The 18517-nt window shown below is 44.2% G+C and carries 22 protein-coding genes and 1 pseudogene; 13 read left to right on the top strand and 10 right to left on the bottom strand.

Translation table 11 applies throughout. From position 1 onward, the window contains the following. The 4 genes and pseudogenes from AB6C75_RS03560 to AB6C75_RS03545 form a co-directional block, all read right to left on the bottom strand. Positions 1–457 (bottom strand): annotated as a pseudogene (locus AB6C75_RS03560) (flagellin); the annotation flags it as partial. A gap of 297 nt (positions 458–754) precedes the next feature. Next, positions 755–1888 carry a flagellin gene (locus AB6C75_RS03555; RefSeq protein ID WP_372106908.1) on the bottom strand — a complete coding sequence of 378 codons (1134 nt, stop codon included), beginning with the start codon at positions 1886–1888 and terminating at the stop codon, positions 755–757. Between the two features lie 120 nt (positions 1889–2008). Further along, positions 2009–2932, bottom strand: a complete 924-nt coding sequence (locus AB6C75_RS03550) for a Dyp-type peroxidase (protein ID WP_372106906.1) — start codon at positions 2930–2932, stop codon at positions 2009–2011. A gap of 65 nt (positions 2933–2997) precedes the next feature. Continuing rightward, on the bottom strand, positions 2998–3459 hold the full coding sequence (locus AB6C75_RS03545) for a DUF2919 domain-containing protein (RefSeq protein ID WP_032499208.1): 462 nt from the start codon (positions 3457–3459) through the stop codon (positions 2998–3000). A gap of 109 nt (positions 3460–3568) precedes the next feature. On the opposite strand from AB6C75_RS03545, the gene AB6C75_RS03540 reads away from it, so the two are divergent. Continuing rightward, complete coding sequence (locus AB6C75_RS03540; protein ID WP_372106904.1) at positions 3569–3913, top strand: DUF2956 domain-containing protein; 345 nt, start codon at positions 3569–3571, stop codon at positions 3911–3913. A gap of 12 nt (positions 3914–3925) precedes the next feature. Continuing rightward, positions 3926–4258 carry a DUF4156 domain-containing protein gene (locus tag AB6C75_RS03535; RefSeq protein ID WP_102257778.1) on the top strand — a complete coding sequence of 111 codons (333 nt, stop codon included), beginning with the start codon at positions 3926–3928 and terminating at the stop codon, positions 4256–4258. 56 nt (positions 4259–4314) lie between these two features. On the opposite strand, the gene AB6C75_RS03530 is transcribed toward AB6C75_RS03535, so the two are convergent. After that, positions 4315–4602, bottom strand: coding sequence for a helix-turn-helix domain-containing protein (locus AB6C75_RS03530; protein ID WP_004734273.1), 288 nt, complete (start codon positions 4600–4602; stop codon positions 4315–4317). 205 nt (positions 4603–4807) lie between these two features. Between AB6C75_RS03530 and AB6C75_RS03525 the strand changes: the two genes are divergently transcribed. The 4 genes from AB6C75_RS03525 to AB6C75_RS03510 all read left to right on the top strand — a co-directional run bounded on the left by AB6C75_RS03525 (position 4808) and on the right by AB6C75_RS03510 (position 7327). After that, on the top strand, positions 4808–5155 hold the full coding sequence (locus tag AB6C75_RS03525; protein ID WP_012604570.1) for an ArsC family reductase: 348 nt from the start codon (positions 4808–4810) through the stop codon (positions 5153–5155). A 96-nt stretch (positions 5156–5251) separates the two neighbouring features. After that, positions 5252–6388 carry a succinyl-diaminopimelate desuccinylase gene (gene dapE, locus AB6C75_RS03520; protein WP_372106902.1) on the top strand — a complete coding sequence of 379 codons (1137 nt, stop codon included), beginning with the start codon at positions 5252–5254 and terminating at the stop codon, positions 6386–6388. A gap of 46 nt (positions 6389–6434) precedes the next feature. Then, the gene (locus AB6C75_RS03515) at positions 6435–7109 is read left to right on the top strand and encodes a M15 family metallopeptidase (protein ID WP_372106900.1); all 675 of its coding nucleotides are present in this window, start codon (positions 6435–6437) and stop codon (positions 7107–7109) included. A gap of 8 nt (positions 7110–7117) precedes the next feature. Continuing rightward, positions 7118–7327 (top strand): DUF2897 family protein, encoded by a 210-nt coding sequence (locus AB6C75_RS03510; protein WP_372106898.1) that lies wholly within the window; start codon positions 7118–7120, stop codon positions 7325–7327. 163 nt (positions 7328–7490) lie between these two features. Here AB6C75_RS03510 and bamC read toward each other — a convergent pair whose 3' ends face one another. Beyond that, on the bottom strand, positions 7491–8537 hold the full coding sequence (bamC, locus tag AB6C75_RS03505) for an outer membrane protein assembly factor BamC (RefSeq protein WP_009847375.1): 1047 nt from the start codon (positions 8535–8537) through the stop codon (positions 7491–7493). A 49-nt stretch (positions 8538–8586) separates the two neighbouring features. After that, positions 8587–9465: a 4-hydroxy-tetrahydrodipicolinate synthase gene (gene dapA / locus AB6C75_RS03500; protein ID WP_009847376.1), complete on the bottom strand. Its 879-nt coding sequence runs from the start codon at positions 9463–9465 to the stop codon at positions 8587–8589. A 372-nt stretch (positions 9466–9837) separates the two neighbouring features. Between dapA and AB6C75_RS03495 the strand changes: the two genes are divergently transcribed. Further along, positions 9838–10380 (top strand): glycine cleavage system protein R, encoded by a 543-nt coding sequence (locus AB6C75_RS03495; RefSeq protein WP_009847377.1) that lies wholly within the window; start codon positions 9838–9840, stop codon positions 10378–10380. A 12-nt stretch (positions 10381–10392) separates the two neighbouring features. After that, entirely contained in the window at positions 10393–10863 is a 471-nt protein-coding gene (gene bcp, locus AB6C75_RS03490) for a thioredoxin-dependent thiol peroxidase (RefSeq protein WP_009847378.1), read from the top strand. 155 nt (positions 10864–11018) lie between these two features. Here bcp and AB6C75_RS03485 read toward each other — a convergent pair whose 3' ends face one another. Further along, positions 11019–12095: an AI-2E family transporter gene (locus AB6C75_RS03485; protein WP_009847379.1), complete on the bottom strand. Its 1077-nt coding sequence runs from the start codon at positions 12093–12095 to the stop codon at positions 11019–11021. Beyond that, complete coding sequence (locus AB6C75_RS03480; RefSeq protein ID WP_012604576.1) at positions 12088–12327, bottom strand: sulfurtransferase TusA family protein; 240 nt, start codon at positions 12325–12327, stop codon at positions 12088–12090. Before AB6C75_RS03480 ends, AB6C75_RS03485 begins: the two co-directional genes overlap by 8 nt. A gap of 178 nt (positions 12328–12505) precedes the next feature. On the opposite strand from AB6C75_RS03480, the gene AB6C75_RS03475 reads away from it, so the two are divergent. From AB6C75_RS03475 to AB6C75_RS03460, 4 genes are all read left to right on the top strand, one after another. Beyond that, a complete protein-coding gene (locus tag AB6C75_RS03475) occupies positions 12506–13960 on the top strand; it encodes a M48 family metalloprotease (RefSeq protein ID WP_372106894.1) in 1455 nt (484 codons plus the stop codon). Positions 13961–14083: 123 nt separating this feature from the next. Then, a complete protein-coding gene (gene arsC, locus AB6C75_RS03470; RefSeq protein WP_372106893.1) occupies positions 14084–14434 on the top strand; it encodes an arsenate reductase (glutaredoxin) in 351 nt (116 codons plus the stop codon). Between the two features lie 6 nt (positions 14435–14440). Further along, positions 14441–15034, top strand: coding sequence for an NAD(P)H:quinone oxidoreductase (gene wrbA, locus AB6C75_RS03465; protein WP_372106891.1), 594 nt, complete (start codon positions 14441–14443; stop codon positions 15032–15034). Next, positions 15031–15468, top strand: coding sequence for a DUF2069 domain-containing protein (locus tag AB6C75_RS03460; protein WP_372106889.1), 438 nt, complete (start codon positions 15031–15033; stop codon positions 15466–15468). The genes wrbA and AB6C75_RS03460 overlap by 4 nt, the downstream gene beginning before the upstream one ends. Before the next feature lie 119 nt (positions 15469–15587). Here the strand turns inward: AB6C75_RS03460 and AB6C75_RS03455 are convergent, their stop codons facing one another. Then, complete coding sequence (locus AB6C75_RS03455) at positions 15588–16844, bottom strand: DUF2066 domain-containing protein (RefSeq protein WP_029223039.1); 1257 nt, start codon at positions 16842–16844, stop codon at positions 15588–15590. Positions 16845–17121: 277 nt separating this feature from the next. On the opposite strand from AB6C75_RS03455, the gene AB6C75_RS03450 reads away from it, so the two are divergent. Further along, positions 17122–18360: a uracil-xanthine permease family protein gene (locus tag AB6C75_RS03450; RefSeq protein WP_017100802.1), complete on the top strand. Its 1239-nt coding sequence runs from the start codon at positions 17122–17124 to the stop codon at positions 18358–18360. Positions 18361–18517 lie beyond the last annotated feature (157 nt).

The raw sequence follows: 18517 nt of genomic DNA, 5'->3' as shown, positions 1-18517 counted from the left end.
TGTCTGCACCAATTTGGAATGACTTAGTACCGTGAGTACCGTTAAGCAGCTTGTTACCACCAAAAGAGGTTGTTTCAGCGATACGGTTCAATTCATCATTAAGCGCCGTTACTTCTTCTTGGATTGCTACACGGTCAGATTTGGTATTTGACCCGTTTGTTGATTGCAGAGATAAGTCACGCATACGTTGTAGAATGTTCGATGTTTCATTCATCGCACCTTCTGCTGTTTGAGCGATAGAGATACCATCGTTCGCGTTACGTACAGCAACATCAAGACCACGACTCTGAACGTTCAAGCGGTTCGAGATTTGTAGGCCAGCAGCGTCATCTTTTGCGCTGTTGATTTTAGAACCTGAAGATAGGCGTTCCATTGATGTTTGTTGAGCGCTGTTTGCACTGTTTAGGTAACGTTGTGCTGTCATTGCTGAAACGTTGGTATTTACATTCACTGCCATGGTGATTTCTCCAATTGATTTTCCGGTATAGTGGCTTCCGACGTCTCGGAAAACCAAGTAGTTATCTCTAAGTTACTTTTAATAACGGCGTGAATGCTGAAACCTTTAGAAAAAAAGCAACAAAATTAAAGAAATAGCGAGAAAGGATAAGAAAGCGTGACTGGTAGTAAAATTATCAAAAAAAGATGAGAAAAAGGCTAAAGTTGTCGAAAAGTCAGCCGGGGGAAATATTGTGTTTTAATTAACCAAAGGACTTTAGTTAACCGATAATACCTTTATAAGAATTAACCTAATTTATTAGCCTAGTAGCGTTAAAGCTAAGTTCGGCGCTTGCTTAGCTTGAGCTAAAATAGTGGTACTGACTTGCTGCAGTATTTGTTGTTTGAGCATTTGAGTGGTTTCTTTGGCGTAGTCTGTATCTTTGATTCGACTGTTTGATGCCCCCAAGTTCTCATGAACATTTTCAAGGTTATTAATCGCATGGTCAAAGCGGTTTTGCATCGCCCCGAGTTCAGAACGGTGACTATCAACATACTTCATCGCTGTATCCAAAATAGACACGGCGCGCTGTGCGCCCCCAACATCAGTGACATTAATATCATCGACTGACTCGTAATAACCCGCCGACATCGAAAGCTCACTGGCTAATGAGCCTGAGAAAGAGATCGTGCCTGCCGTGTCTTCGCCTGACATGTAGATCTGAAGCTGCCCGTCATCATTGACGGAAGCCGAAACCAGATCCGTTTGACCATTGATATAAGTCGCTAGCTCTTCAATGTCATCGCCCGCCTTGGCATTAATTCTGATCTCTTGAGGCTGACCAAAACGATCGGTAAACGCCATCTTCATATCATTCTGGTTGGATTTAACTTCCCACGAGTCACTTGCCATGCCATTGGCAACATAGCTAAAGCCGCCCATGTTGATATCATCGGTGCGCATGTTTTTCAAACCTATCTGCACCGCCTCACCAGAGCTGCCACCGATTTGAAATGACGAGCTACCAAAGCTGCCGTTAAGGAGCTTTTTCCCACCAAATGAAGTGGTTTCCGCAATTCGGTTTAGCTCATCATTTAAGGCGGTTACTTCTTCTTGAATAGCCGTCCTTTCCGATTGGCTATTCGAACCATTAGTCGCTTGCAGTGACAGGTCTCGCATGCGTTGCATGATATTTGTGGTTTCATTCATCGCCCCTTCTGCTGTCTGCATAATGGAGATACCGTCGTTAGCATTTCGAACCGCAACATCGATGCCGCTCATCTGTGCTTCTAATCGATTAGAGATTTGTAAGCCAGCAGCATCGTCTTTTGCACTATTAATACGACTCCCTGAAGCCAAGCGCTCCAAAGATTGGTTCAGCATGTTATTGGCATTAGAGAGATTCCTCTGAGCCACTAATGCTGAAACATTCGTATTAACAGTTATAGCCATAGACCTTCACTTACAAAAAGATGAATAAAACTTACGATTGCTCTTGTATCGACCTATTTATATAAAACTTTAAAAAAAAGGAGCCATGAGGCTCCCTTTGTTTATTCTATTTGAGTGCACTTACTTAATCGTTAGTGCACTCAACATCTCAGCTGAAGGAGCAAAGTAGTAAGCGCCAGTAACGGCTTTAGTAAAGCGAAGCAGTTGGTCTGTTTTGCCATCTGTTTCGCCGTACATACTCTCTAGCATCGCATCGAAATTATGACGAACATTACAGTAAGCGATGAACAGTAAACCGTGATCGCCTGTTGCTGTGCCGTAAGGTAGGCTATGACGAACAATTTTAAGGCCCTTGCCTTCTTCTTTGATATCCACACGACCAACGTGAGACGCCGCTGGAACATCGTCTAGCTCGATCGAATCTGGCTTGGTACGGCCAACCACTTTCTCTTGTGCCGATACGTTTAATCTATTCCAAGCTGGCAGATTATGCACAAAACGCTGCACCATTACGTAGCTACCACCTGCGAATTCACCTTCAGGCACAATCGCCACTTCAGCACGCTGCGCGTCTTTCGGGTTTTCAGTGCCATCAACGAAATCAGTCATGTCACGTGAGTCTAGGAAACGGTAACCGTAAATTTCATCTACTACTTCAACGTCTGCCGCTACTTCAGATAGCAATTTACGTAGGATGAAGAAGTGTAGGTCATGTCGGTTTGAATGACAGTGAATCAAAACATCAGACAGTGTGCTCGGTGCTGTGATATCACCTTCACCAAGCTCAGGAAAATCAATTAGATCAGAGGGAGCAGCTTGCTCAAACTTATCCCAAAAAGCTTTTGAGAATGCTACCGACGCCGTTAGGTTCGCATCAGGTTGAGTTTGGTTTAGCTCGTCGATTAGAGTCGGAAGCTTTTGAATTTCTGCTAGTACATTAGCAGTATTAGCGTTCACTTTAAGTTGAACGTAAAGAGCGAAAGGCCCAGCTTCAGGCAAAATAGCACTTTGAACGTTAGGCTGCTCATTTGAAACATTAAGCATAGATTATTCCTTCCAGTTTTAGCTTCTAAGTATAATTGTGAATGGTACAAATGTTTTGATGAGAATCAGTCTTCGTGCTCAACCACTTTAAAGCAATCCCTAGCGGCATGGCTATTGGTTAAATAAAGCGCTAACCAGAGGAGCAATAATAGGGTGATAGCATTTGACCAACGGAACCATCCGTTATCCAAATAGATTAAATAAATTGTATGGGAGCCCTGTGCCAAGATAGCCATCATGGTAACCCAACGTCCCCATGACACGACTTTGTTAAGGCGCTTTCTATCTGGAGATCTTAGTCCAAACAACCACATCAATAACAAACTAGGCACACTCAACGCAATCCCGACATAAAACATCTGGTGGTCTGGATAGATGGTCTCAAGAATATCCGTTCCCGACTCTCGGCTTGCGCCCGCAACAATGAAAACGACCAAAGCTTTCGCAAGAAACAGCCAACCTAACCATAATAAGATTGGGGCTTTCAAAAAGCCGTGTTTATCGTATTGTTCTATGGAGTACCGCACAACTCTCACTTTCACTTGTTTTCAAACCAACACTTTAACGCAAATCATTCATACTTAACTAGGTTTGCGTTATCTTATTGGTTAATCCGTTTTAATTGTCGAACTCAGTATGAAAAAGAAAACTAATACACCGTCTGTTGAATCTCAACAAGAAGCACTGAAGATAGCCAAAGCGACGCAAAAGCCAGCTCAAACCAAAGAACAAACAAAATTAATTGCTCAAGGTATCGAAAAAGGCATCGCACTTTACAAGAAACAGCAAAAAGAACGCAGCCGCCAAGCCGATAAAGCAAGAAAACGCGTACGGAAAGAGAAGCAAACTCAACAAACTAATCTAGACGAAGAGAGCAATGTAGACACAATTGTTGAAACAACATCAAATCACGCCAGCAAATTGCCGTGGTTACTATTGATCGCAAGCTGGGTAGGTTTCGCGATTTATTTGATGAAATAGCAGGATAAATGTATGAAAAAAGAATTAGTCGCTTTAGCTATGACAGGCATATTAGTCGGGTGCACGACACCGACAACAGTCCCACATAGCAAATCTGACCAAGTACAAATGGATTACCACGGACTGATTGATATCAACGAGTGCGAATATAAAGGGGAAGTCACCGGCAGCGAAGGCCACTGGTATAGTTATCTGTTTTACCCGAACGACACTCTGATTCAAGGCGCAATGAATGAGCTAAAGTCCAATGCTATTGGATTAGGTGCGGACACCGTAATTTTCACACTTCCCCAAGATTTTGCGACTTCCGTAACCATGTTGGGCACCGCTTATCGGTGTCGCTAATTCGACTTATCGCTAATCGGTAAGGAGTAGAAAGAAGAAAGCCAGCTTTCGCTGGCTTATGCACTAAATCCAAGGCTTGTTGCTATATCGCCTTTACGCTGGATAACCCATTGACTGTCAAATGGCCCCCAGTCGGATAATTGGTAATAGCCATCATTATGACGTCGCCCATCTTGAACAAACATAAGTTCAATACCGATCCCCGGTAACGCCTTGAGTACATCTTGAATAGTACGACGAGGCCACCCCGTTTTTTCGATGAGTTTAGGCACATTTGGCCTATCAAGGCTTTCCACTAACAATGCTAAATATAGCCGCCTTGCAAAAACAGGACTCAACTCCATTGACACCTCCTATATATGTGCAACTCAATTATTTCTTTTTTTGCTGACAACATGTTGAGGCTGATCAATAAGTCTCCAATAGTGACATTTTCTTACTGTTTTTTTTCACTCTATGAAATATTCCTCACTCTATTTTGTCTGAATTGCCGCTTCCTGATAGGATTCAACTCATAACAACGAAATAAAATCACCCAAAGGAAGAATAATGACTATCACTATGTTTGGCATTCCGAATTGCGACACCATCAAAAAAGCAAAAAAATGGCTAGAAGCTGAAGGTATCGAGTTCGAATTTCACGATTATCGCAAACAAGGCATCACTGAAGAGTTAGTAACAAGCTTCTGTTCAGAGCTTGGTTGGGAGCTTGTGCTAAACAAACGTGGTACGACTTATCGCCAACTTTCTCAAGAGCAAAAAGACACATTAACGGAAGAAAAAGCCGTAATTCTGCTTGTTGAACAACCAGCAATGATCAAGCGCCCTATCTTGAAAGTCGATGGCAAGCTTCATATTGGCTTCAAAGCTGATCAATACGCTGCTATTTTTGCGTAATCAGCTGTATTAGAACAGATAACAAAGCGTTGAATTTCCCCTGTTCAACGCCTGAAATTAATGACTAGACGTTTAATTTAAACAAGGAACTCAAGGATGACAGACAGCCCAACTTTGGCTCTGGCAAAAGACCTAATCAGCCGTCAATCGGTAACACCAGAAGATGCAGGCTGCCAAGACCTGATGATTGAACGCTTAAAAGCGCTAGGTTTTGAAATCGAAGTGATGGTATTTGAAGATACGACGAACTTCTGGGCTCGCCGTGGTACCAAAGCCCCCCTATTTGCTTTTGCTGGTCACACTGATGTTGTACCTGCAGGCCCAATTGAGCAGTGGAACACTCAGCCATTCGAACCGACTATCGTAGATGGTTTCTTGCACGGTCGCGGCGCGGCAGATATGAAAGGTTCTCTGGCTTCAATGGTTGTGGCAGTAGAACAGTTCATTGCTAAGCACCCTGATCACACAGGCTCAATCGGTTTCCTTATCACGTCAGATGAAGAAGGCCCATTCATCAACGGGACAGTGCGCGTTGTCGAAGCATTGATGGCTCGTGGTGAGAACATCGACATGTGTATTGTTGGCGAACCATCAAGTACTGAGTACGTAGGTGATGTCGTGAAAAACGGCCGTCGTGGTTCTATCACTGGCGATCTAACGATTAAAGGCACACAAGGTCACGTTGCCTACCCTCACCTTGCGAACAACCCGGTACACAGCTCTCTGCTTGCGATCAATGAATTGGCGACGACCGAGTGGGACAAAGGTAATGATTATTTCCCACCAACCAGCTTCCAGATCCCAAATGTAAGTGCGGGCACTGGCGCATCAAACGTGATTCCTGGTGAATTTGATGTTCAGTTTAACCTTCGCTTTAGCACAGAGTTAAACAACGACATCATCGTTGAAAGAATCACAAATACACTCGACAAGTACGATTTCGAATACGATCTGAAATGGACATTCAATGGCGACCCGTTCTTAACCGACGCAGGCTCGTTGCTTGATGCTATTGTCGATGCAGTAGGTCACGTGAATGATGTTAAGCCGGCACTGCTTACCACAGGTGGTACTTCTGACGGACGCTTTATTGCGCGCATGAAAGGACAAGTGGTAGAACTAGGTCCTGTTAATGCAACCATTCACAAGGTTAACGAGTGCGTGAAAGTGGCTGATTTAGAGAAACTAACTGACATGTACGAAAGAACATTAGTGAACCTGTTCGCTAAGTAGTTTTTTCATCAGCGATTCATAGCATCTAATTATTGAGAGACACGTTATGACACCAGAGCAGCTAACCGGACAATCAGATTCTCATCTAGAACCTAGCCTCATTGGCAGCAAAACCTTCTTGATTCACAGTGAGGTCAAAGATGACCTAAACGATTTGATTGAAGCTGCTCAACTCGCGGGTTTCAAAATGGAGATTGCCAGTGGCTTTCGCGACTATGAAAGGCAATCTCTGATTTGGAACCGCAAGTTTTCTGGTGAAGCACCGATATTAGACTCAGAAAGCCAACCACTTGATGCTTCAACACTCAATGAACATCAAAAGTTGTCGGCGATTCTTAGGTGGTCTGCGCTTCCCGGAGCGAGTCGTCACCATTGGGGTTGTGACTTTGATGTCTTTGCTCGTAATCACTTACCTGAAGGTACTCAGCTACAACTAGAACCATGGGAATACCTCACAGGCCACCAGCAAGTGTTTTACAAATGGCTCTCTGCCAATGCATCTCAGTTTGGATTCTTCTTTCCTTACAGCCAAGACCTTGGTGGCGTGGCGATAGAACCTTGGCATATAAGCCACCGTAAAGTTTCACAGTTGTGTTTATCACAGTTATCTCCCACTTTACTTGGCAAGCAACTCCAATCTAAGCCAATATTAGGGTATGAAATTATTGCGGAGCAGCTAGACGAGATCTATGCGCGCTTCGTGGCGAATATCAGTCATTAGGAGCGCTTATGTTAGAGTGGCTTACAAACCCTTGGGTTATCATCATCATCGTGGTTAGCGTTGTGGTGGGTAATATTGCTGCGCTCAAACAGACCGCTAATATGGGTCTGACAGGTCGTAACAAAACAGAAAAAGACTTAGACAAGCTCAATCAATTGGATAAACAGAACCAAGAGAAAGCTCAAAAAGATGAGTCTACTGACAGCAAAAATACTTAGCCTAACGCCCTTGATGCGCTAGCCCCAACAAGTCAGGCGCGAGTGACTCCTTGTTAGCGAAATGACAAAATAAATTGACAACAGGCACATAAAACACTGACTAACAAACATAAAAAAGAGGACATTGTATGTCCTCTTTTTTTCTTCTAAATTTGCTCAGTGCTTATTCAGATTTTGCTTCTTTCTTGTCTTTGGTTTGATCTGCAACGTGTGCCAGTACCGGTACCATTGACTTAAGTAGCTCTTCTTCTACAGGCTTACCTGTTGCATCCGTTACGTTAATCGATGTACGGTTGCCAAGATCACCAAACAAGAATGTGTAAGTACCTGGCGCTAAGTCAATAGGCTGTAGGCCAATCTCTTCCCAGAATTCATCATCTGGCGCTGCATACTTAGCTTTCACTGTACCTTGAGACTGGTTACGCTCTTCAAGTTCGAAGCCCATCGTCGGTAGCAAGGTAGGCAGACGTTGCCACAATACATTGTATGGTGTACGTGCAATGATCACAGGGAAACCACTGCGGTCCGAACCCATTGAGATAGGAATGCGTTTCACCAACTCTTGCGCTTTCAACGCAGCTTCAGCACGAAGGTTGGCATCGTATTTAGCCATCACTAGATTCGTTAAGAACGCGTTGTAACGCTCTTTATTGGTTGCCGATACTGGTTTCTCTTCAGAACCTTCACGCCAATCAATCAGATTAATCTTGAAGCCATGGCGATTGTTCGCTTGGAAACGAGAGAGAGAATAGCGGCTACCAATCTCGACTTCTTCATCTTCAGAAACCCAAGTTACCCAATCGGTCTCAATATCGCTATCTGATTGTTCAAGAATGCCAATGCCACGCTGAGTTAGCATATCTACAGCCGTTTGCCATACTCGGTCAGCCTCTTCAGCACGAAGGAGCCATAACGTCACTTCACCATTTTGACGCTCAGTACGAGCACCTGGGATCAGTTCAAGAACCTGTTGAGGAGGACGAATATCCACTTGACGACCGGTACCACCACTGAATTCACCGTTTGGGATATCAAAGTTTGGGTAAAACTGAGGCTGAGCATCTTCAGGCAATTGCCATTGTGAAAACTCAGGTGTTTCTAAGTATTCAAAATCATCTTTGGCTTGGCGACGTTGAGTCGGGCTGCCAGAACATGCTGTAAGAACGAAAACAGCCAGTGAACCGATCACTAGCTGGTGAGAATACTTCATTTATACTCCTAAATGCCGAAGGTTCGCTTCGGCATTGCTTTATACGTTTTTAGTAAATGCACGCTTCAGTCATTGCTTGAGCAACAACAGGTTGAGCTGGTTTTGACAGTTCAGTCAGTGGTAGACGTAAGCCACCTTCAGCAATCAGACCCATTTTGTGAACCGCCCATTTTACGGGAATAGGGTTAGACTCAACGAACAAATTCTTATGTAGAGGCATCAAACGCTCATTGATCGCTTCTGCTTCCTCAAACTTGCCTTCCTTCGCTAGCTTGAACATAGTCGCCATATCAGCAGCTGCAACATTGTTCGTTACAGAGATCACGCCATCGCCACCACGCTTAACAAATTCAAGACCAGTTAAGTCATCACCACTTAGTAAGATAAAGTCTTCGCCACAAAGTTCACGGTGAATTGCAATTCTTTCGAGATCACCAGTCGCATCTTTAAGTGCAACGATGTTTTCGATCTCGGCAAGACGAGCAACCGTTTCTGGCAACAAGTCTACCGCAGTGCGACCAGGTACATTGTAAAGGATCTGTGGAACGTCACTGACTTCAGCAATTGCTTTGTAATGTTGGTACAAACCTTCTTGAGTCGGTTTGTTGTAGTACGGTGTTACACTCAGGCAACCAGCAATACCAGAACCATTGAGCAAACGGCTGAAAAGTACAGATTCGTGAGTTGCGTTTGCACCCGTACCAGCAATAACAGGAATACGGCCATCAGCAAATTCAACGACCTTATTGACGACTTTGACATGCTCTTCAATAGTGAGTGTTGAAGACTCACCAGTTGTGCCAACCGCAACCAGACCATCACTACCTGCTGCAACATGGTGATCAACTAACTTTTTAAGGCTGTCGAAATCCACTTCACCATCTGTATTAAATGGTGTAACTAGCGCAACGATACTTCCTGAAAACATGTCTATCTCCCTTAATTTATTCTTTTTGCATGTTACTGTAAGCCAATCAATAAACACAAGACATTAAAGTGGCTTACCAGCAACATCTGCAGTAAATATTGTCGTATGTTTGAGGTAAAACGACTTATAACGGCGTTCGACCTAGAATTTGGGTAACCTACACTCAATCTAGCGAATAGCTCTGCACTCGATGTCAGTAACAAGTAAGCAATGCTCTCACGCCACTCTTTGAATTTTGAACACTCTAAATATTCCTATTACTTATTACATATTTGAAGCAAAGTGCCTCATAAAAGCCCCAAGCACACACTTATTCCTCTAGCTAACTGTGCTAACATGCATGAATCAATGGAATATAAGAGACGTGATTTTATGACTCAACATCTAGTAATCACAGCTGTGGGCACAGATCGCCCAGGTGTATGCAACCAAGTGGTTCATTTAGTCACCCAATCAGGCTGTAACATTATTGATAGCCGTATCGCTCAATTTGGCGAAGAATTTACGCTTATCATGCTACTGTCTGGAAAGGCAAACAACATCACCCGCGTTGAAACCACCCTGCCCTTGCTTGGACAAGAGCACGACTTGATTACGATTATGAAGCGAACCTCAACTCATGATGTTATTGAGAACTCTTACACAGTAGAGGTGTTCGTTGAGTCAGACGATAAAATCGGCCTTACCGAGCAGTTTACCCAGTTCTTCGCAGACCGAAACATCGGCCTCGATTCGTTAAGTGCGCGAACCATTAATAAATCTAAAGTTCAGCTCGACAACGACCAATTCCATATCTCTATTACCGCTTCTGTGCAATCAGAATGTAATTTGATGCAGCTACAAGAAGAATTCGACGCGCTGTGTCAGAGCCTATCCGTACAAGGCTCGCTCAACTTTATCAAAAACAGTTTTTAAAAAGGAAATATCATGAATACGCTAACGGCTGGTGTTCCAGCACCTGCTTTTTCTCTTCCAGATCAAGATGGCAATATCGTATCTCTTGGTGACTTCAAAGGTAAAAAAGTCCTTTTCTATTTTTACCCAAAAGCAATGACTCCGGGTTGTATTGTGCAAGCAGAAGGCCTGCGTGATATCAAAGCACAGCTTGATGACCTGAATGTGGTTGTTCTAGGTGTGAGTGTTGACCCAGTAAAACGCCTACCAAATTTCGTTGCGAAGAAATCTCTGAACTTCACACTGCTATCTGACGAAGACCACAGCGTTGCTGAACAGTTTGGAGTTTGGGGCGAGAAGAAATTTATGGGTAAAGTGTACGACGGTCTGCACCGTATTAGCTTTCTAATTGATGAAGAAGGTCAGATTGAACACGTCTTCAACAAGTTCAAGACTAAGACTCACCACGAAGTGGTTTTAGATTACTTCAACCCAGAAGCTTAATGTCGATTTTAGTGAGTTGATTCTCTAAATTCGCATCTAGATGATCTAAGTTCACAATGGACTAATCCAAATGCAAAAAGGCCGAATATCGTGGATATTCGGCCTTTTTGTACTTATTAAAATTGATAGCGCATTCAAATTGATAGCGCGTTCAATTACGATTGATGTTCAGGGTCATCATCGAGAGCGTGACTCGGTAAGGCATTCCAAACCGCTTTCACCAACGTGGCTAGAGGGATCGCAAAGAACACTCCCCAGAACCCCCACAGTCCGCCAAACACCAACACCGCTACAATAATCGCTACTGGGTGTAGGTTCACTGCTTCAGAGAACAGAACAGGAACGAGCACGTTACCATCTAACGCTTGGATAATACCGTAAGCGAGAAGCAACCAATAAAACTGAGGTTCTAAGCCCCACTGGAACAGGCCAACAATCGCGACTGGAACGGTCACAGCCGCCGCACCGATGTAAGGAATCAATACCGAGAAACCAACCGCAACAGCCAGCAGTGCTGAATAACGTAAATCCAGAATCGCAAAGGTTACGTAGCTGACACCACCGACGATCAAAATCTCAAGCACCTTACCGCGAATGTAATTTGAGATTTGTTGATTCATCTCTACCCAAACCTTGGTCGCTAGACGACGGTTCTTAGGCAGAACACCACTTGCCATACTGATCATCTCTTCTTTGTCTTTCAAAAGGAAGAAAATCAGCAGCGGTACAAGAATCAGGTAAACCGCAAGCGTCGCCAAACTAACAAGAGAAGCTAAAGAGCCCTTCACAACGCTTTCGCCAAAGCCTAATGCTTTGTTTTTCGCATTGGACACAATCGATTCTACGATCTGCAGGTTTGCTAGTTCAGGGTAACGCTCAGGAATGGTTGCGATGAACTTCTGTAAGCCACCATACATGCTTGGAATATCATTGATAAGGTTACCTACCTGTTCCCAAATCGTTGGTACTAGACCAAACAGCGCAAGTAACATCACGCTAAAGAACATTAAAATCACCAACATCACTGATGGGGTTCTTGGAACACCGAGTCTTTGAAGTTGAGTAACAGGCCACTCAAGCAGGTAAGCCAAAACAATAGCCACCAAAAGAGGGGCAATGAGGTGACCAAAGAAGTAGATCGTAATAAAGCCGAAGAGAATGATGGCAACCAAGCTGACAGCATGGGGATCAGAGAAACGTCGTTTATACCAACGATTGACCATTTCAAGCATTTGACTGCAATTCCTTTTTAGTGACGAGGAGATGATGGTAATTAGAGCAAACCTCTACGATGACGTCATAGGCTTGCTTAGACAAAAAAGTAACAATATCTTTCATCGAGCTGTTATCTGAGACATAAATTGACAATGATTGCCCTACTTCTAACTTTACACTGTGACGCTTGGCTAATAATAGTGCCATTGGACAGCGCTCTTGGCGTAAATCTAGAATATTAGGTGTCATTCTTTAGCTCGATGCTTATTATAAGGGTCGTATTGTAATCTGTTTTTGAAAACGCGCCATCATTCATTCATCTTCCTTCATGATAGCGCACGCACTTGGTAAAGGTTACATCAGATAGAGAACCAATTTGCATTGCACTTGTCTTACTGTCAGAAGAAACGGAGTATTACTGACTAATATGTTTAAACGCGCTCGCTCAATTGCTTGCTTATGCATCGCAGCTACATTAAGCACTCCAACGTTGGCAAATACCAATGGTTTGGAGCTACCCGATATCGGCACCGCGGCAGGCGGCACACTCACTATCGACCAAGAACTTATCTATGGTGATGCCTACATGCGCATCATCAGAAGCAGCCAGCCTATCGTAAACGACCCGGTTCTAAACCAATACATTGACACGCTTGGCCATCGCCTTGTCGCGAACGCAAATGATGTAAAGACACCTTTCCAGTTCTTTATGATCCGTGACCGAAACATCAACGCTTTTGCTTTTTTTGGTGGTTATGTTGCTTTGCACTCAGGTTTGTTCCTGCATGCACAGTCTGAAAGTGAACTCGCTTCCGTATTGGCGCACGAAATCGCGCACGTTACCCAGCGTCACTTAGCACGTAGTATGGAAGATCAAGCTCGCCGCTCTCCTGCAACCATCGCAGCACTGGCCGCTTCTGTATTATTAGCGATTGCAGCACCAGAAGCCGGTATCGCAGCCATCACTGCAACAACTGCTGGTAACATGCAAAGCCAAATAAACTACACCCGAAGTAATGAAAAAGAAGCCGACCGCTTTGGCATCAACACGCTGGCAAAAGCAGGGTTCGATGTAAACGCTATGCCACGTTTCTTTGGCCGCTTAGCTGATGAATACCGCTATGCAAGCACACCGCCACCAATGCTATTAACTCACCCATTGCCTGAAGACCGAATCACAGATTCACGCGCTCGTGCTCGCAGCTATACCCCACTAAAACTGGCTCCGTCATTGGATTACCATTTAGCAAGAGCCCGTATTGTTGCGCGCTATGCTGGCATCAATAATGATGCAGCTCTTGATTGGTTTGAGCGAAAGCTGAAGAAAGCCCCCAAAGCCTTGGTTCCATCATTAGAGTATGGGCAAGCACTGGTTTACCTAGATTCAAAAAAATTAGATAAAGCAGAACCAATTCTGACCAAGCTGATGAATAGCGACCCAACCAACTTGTTCTATCTGGATGCTATTTCAGATCTGCACATTGAACAGAAAAAGCCTGAGATTGCGATTAAAGAACTTAAGTCAGCACTTGAGCATCAACCAAACAACTCAGTTCTAACCATAAACTACGCCAATGCACTGATCGAAAATGAAGACCTACAGGAAGCCGTTCGCGTGTTGCAACGTTACACGCACGATAACCCGAACGACACCAATGGGTGGTACCTGCTTTCAAAGGCAAATACAAACCTTGGCAACAGCGATGAAGAATTGTCTGCTAGGGCAGAGATTTTGGCACTGCAAGCCAACTGGAACAAAGCGATTCAGTACTACACCCAGGCGAGCCAAATAGCAGAACTAGGCAGCCTAAAACAAGCACGTTATGACGCTCGAATTGATCAACTAATGATACAGCGCGAACGCTTCTTATCGTTGCAATAAGTATATTGACTGGCAGCGAAGCTCGTTGCCAAAATACAAAGAAAGCTCAACGTTACATAATAAGAAGCCACTCAGTTGGCTTCGACTGAACTATTAAATCAAAAATAATAATGAGGAAGAACCATGTCTGTCGTGATTTATCATAACCCACGCTGCTCAAAGAGCCGTCAAACTCTCGAACTGCTTGAAGCAAACGGCGTACAACCAGAGGTGATCAAATACCTAGATACACCTTTGACTGTTGAACAGCTGAAAGTGCTTTTCACTCAGCTTGGTTTTGAGAGTGTTCACGACATGATGCGTACCAAAGAAGCGGATTACAAAGAAGCGAACCTTGGTGGCGCATCAGTGACTGATGAAGATCTTTTCGCTGCAATGGCAACGAATCCAAAACTATTTGAACGCCCAGTGGTTGTCGCGAACAACAAAGCAAAAATTGGTCGTCCACCAGAACAAGTACTAGAGATTCTGTAATCCAATATGAGCATCAACATTCTTGTTCTCTACTATAGTCGACACGGCAACACCCAAGCGCTAGCAAGGCAAATCGCTCGTGGGGTGGAATCCATCCCGAACTGCGAAGCCATACTAAGAACGGTGAACAACGTGTATACGGTAGAAGAGCAGCCGGATTCGCGCTATCAGCCAACAGATCCTATTGCGACCTTACAAGATCTCCGTTCTTGCGACGGTTTAGCACTCGGCAGCCCAGTATGGTTTGGCAATATGGCTGGGCCAATGAAGCACTTTTGGGATAGCACAACATCGTTATGGATTAATGGCGATCTCATCGATAAACCAGGTTGTGTATTTACTTCCTCTTCATCACTACATGGTGGTCAAGAGACGACACAGCAAAGCATGATGCTGCCTCTACTTCATCATGGCATGTTAGTCGTGGGCATCCCCTATTCAGAACCTGCGCTGCACACCACTCAAACCGGTGGCACACCTTACGGTGCAAGCAGCACTGGAGAGAGCGCTTCATTAAGCAAAGAAGAAATTGAGTTGGCGAAAAACCTAGGCAAACGCGTAGCGCGCATCGCTATTAACCAGAAGGGAATGCCTCAATGATGTATATGCCAGAGAGACAGATGTCTCCCAAAACCAAGCTATTTCGCTACCTTGCTTTAGCGGGCAACTTGTCGCTTTTATTCTGGGTGGTTGCTTGGCAGATGACACTTTCACCGCACCCTCACCTCAGTAATGTAACACTGGCGATTGCTTGGGCTATACCGCTGTTACTACCATTACCGGGAATATTATCGGGCAAGCCTTATACGCATGCTTGGGCGAATTTCGTCTTAATGCTCTACTTCCTACACGCGTTAACTATTATGTATGTAGACGGTGGAGAGCGCTTGTTAGCCGCTGTAGAACTGCTTTTGACGACTCTAAGCTTCGCAGGCAATATATTATTTACCCGTTTTAGAGCCAAAGAGTTAGGCATCAAGTTGAAGCGCCTTTCCGAAGTAGAAAAGAAAGAGAAAGCTAAGTTCGAACAATAATATTGGTTCGATGCTCTAGATCTGACATGACAACAGATAAACAAAAAGCCCTGCGAGATTTCTCTTGCAGGGCTTTTTTCATGATTTCATATCGATCTGTCTGTCATGTCGGTAGACGATTACGAGCGAACCCATTCGTATACCAAGCTTGGCTTAGCGTTTACTGGCGCTGTGACTGGTAGCGCTTCCTCATCAGATTCACCTAGCGTCACCTCAGCATTTGTTAGCTCAGCATCTGTAGATAACTCACTGCCTTTAATCACTTGAACGCTTGGCGTAGTTTCATTGCCCATCGCATCAGTAACAACAGCAGAGTCATCGCCTACAGACATAATGTTATCTTGCGCTTCAAATTCTGGGCTCACTTCAGGTTCGATATAAGACTCTTCAACCTTCGCGACTTGGCGAATGCTTTCAACTTCTTGTTCAAACTCTTGTTGGGTCGATAACAAATGAATTCGGAACGTCACTTCATTGTTTTGAATTTGTAGAATATCTAAGCTTGCCACCGAGTTTAGACGCTTCAGTGCATTCTCCAATTGGAAGAAGTCTTGAGCGTTATTCAGGCTGATAAACTGCGTTAAGATTGATTCCGAAGATTCACTCGCAACCGTTACTGCACTCTTACTCGCGTAGTAGTTACTGATTTGGTCAACAAGCTTCTTAGAAGTCGTCGCGCTGTTGCCCGATACCGAACCACTCACAGGCGATTTTGGCGCGCTCGTCAGTTGGTTTGGTTTTTGATCATACAAAGTCCAGCGTAATCCAGAAGACTGTGCCTTAATCACCAAAACAGCATCAACAGGGTAACGTTGACTCGCGTTGCTAATCGGTGTGACAAAGCTGCCCCACAAATCCGAGGTGGCCACTCCCGTAACATCATCAAAATCACCAACAGGAAACATCAAAGGCAAACCGCGCTCTTTTGCATTGGCTTGTAAGCCTACAGCTAACAGTGAGTTGGAGTGTTCCCAGACAATGTTCTTGTCGTAGTTACTCTCTTCTACCAGCCAAACAAGAATATTTGAGCGAGTATCAGGCCAATACGGTAATTGCGCTTGAGTCAGTAGTGAACGAATTTGAGCACCGTTAAAACGCATACGCAATGTTGATTGGTCATTGCTTTCGCCAAAACTCATTTGAGACATGTACTGCGCACTCTTACGCATCGCCTTTTGAATCGTCTCATTCGACGCGACATCAGTTTGGCCAGTCGCACGTATCAATACCTGCTCCATGCCAGTATTTCTTGCCACTTGTTCTGGTTGTTTGTCTTCAGCGTTAATCGCAACTTCAGCACTAAAGATATCTACTTGAGTTAAGGCATAACTCGGAGAGGCTAATAGTCCCATCAACAACAATGCTATGTAGCGCATATTGATCCTAATATTCAAAGCTTGTGCCTTGATGATAAGCAACTATGGATTGAGGGGCAAGGTCGTTAGCACCCACTGTGTTTAATAACCACAAAATATCACCTGACCATGATAAATCGTTCACTTGTAAACTGAATTTTTCTTATTTTGATAGAGATAAACATAACTAATATAAATAAATTTGATCTATCTGACATAGCAACCGATTGCCAAGTGATAGAATCCCGCGAATTTTATTTTTCGCTTTTCATATAACGACCATTTTTAAGGACATAACATGAAAAATGCTCTGCAAGGTGCGCAAATGCTATTTGTCGCTTTTGGTGCACTTGTACTGGTGCCCCTGCTGACAGGCCTTGATCCCAACGTAGCGCTCTTTGGGGCAGGTATCGGTACCCTTTTATTCCAACTTATTACACGCCGTTCAGTACCTATTTTCCTTGCGTCTTCTTTTGCATTCATCGCACCTATCATGTTTGGCATTCAAACTTGGGGTGTAGGTGCAACCATGGGCGGCCTTATGGCAGCAGGTGTTGTGTATGTATTAATGGGTGCCTTAATTAAGGTACGTGGTGTAGCCTTTATCCACAAACTGCTTCCACCAGTCGTAGTTGGCCCTGTAATCATGGTGATCGGCTTAGGTCTTGCGCCTGTTGCGGTAAACATGGCGCTAGGTAAAACAGGCGATGGTGCGGTTCAGCTTATAGATGCAGACGCAGCATTATGGATTTCATCTATTTCATTGTTAGTAACGATTGTCATCAGTGTTTTCTCGAAAGGCTTTCTTAAACTGCTGCCGATCTTCGGCGGTATTGTTGCGGGTTATATTACGAGCTTAGTATATGGTGTCGTTGATTTTACCCCTGTCGCTCAGGCTGCTTGGTTAGCTCTACCTAACTTCACAGCGCCAGAGTTCAACATCAACGCTATCTTCTTTATGGTATTTGTAGCAATTGCACCTGCTGTTGAACACGTAGGCGACATGCTTGCTATTTCGAATGTAACCGGTAAAGACTACCTTAAGAAGCCAGGTTTACACCGCACAATAACTGGTGACGGCGTGGCAACGATTGCTGCTTCTATGTTGGGTGCTCCACCAAATACAACCTACAGTGAAGTAACGGGGGCTGTAATGCTGACCAAAGCATTCAATCCAGTGATCATGACTTGGGCAGCAGTAACAGCGATTGTTCTAGCATTAGTAGGTAAGCTAGGCGCACTACTTCAAACGATTCCAGTTCCTGTTATGGGCGGCATCATGATTCTTCTGTTTGGTTCTATCGCAACCGTAGGCTTGAATACTCTAATTCAGAACAAAGTTGACCTACACAAATCACGCAACCTTGTGATTGTCGGCATTACTTTGGTCTTCGGCATTGGCGGCATGGCATTTGGCATCGGCGACTTTAGCCTGCAAGGCGTAAGCTTATGCGGTATCGTGGCAATTCTGCTTAACCTAGTGCTTCCAGAAGAGTTAGGCGATAACACCGTAGTAGACAAAGCCCAAATCGACTAACTGCAAGTCAACAAACTGTTGAGGCTTGTGAGCCTCAATTAAGAGCATCACAAGCTAGCAAGAGCAAAAAAGGGAGAGCATCGAATGCTCTCCCTTTTATTTATACGGCTAATTAAGCAGGTTCAGTTAAGTTTAAAAACTCTTTAAATTAACTTAA

It is taken from the genome of Vibrio sp. 10N.237.312.B06 (assembly GCF_041464685.1).
Classification (GTDB): domain Bacteria; phylum Pseudomonadota; class Gammaproteobacteria; order Enterobacterales; family Vibrionaceae; genus Vibrio; species Vibrio tasmaniensis_A.
The sequence above is the reverse complement of the archived record's forward strand: the minus strand, read 5'-3'. Positions and strand labels throughout refer to the sequence as shown.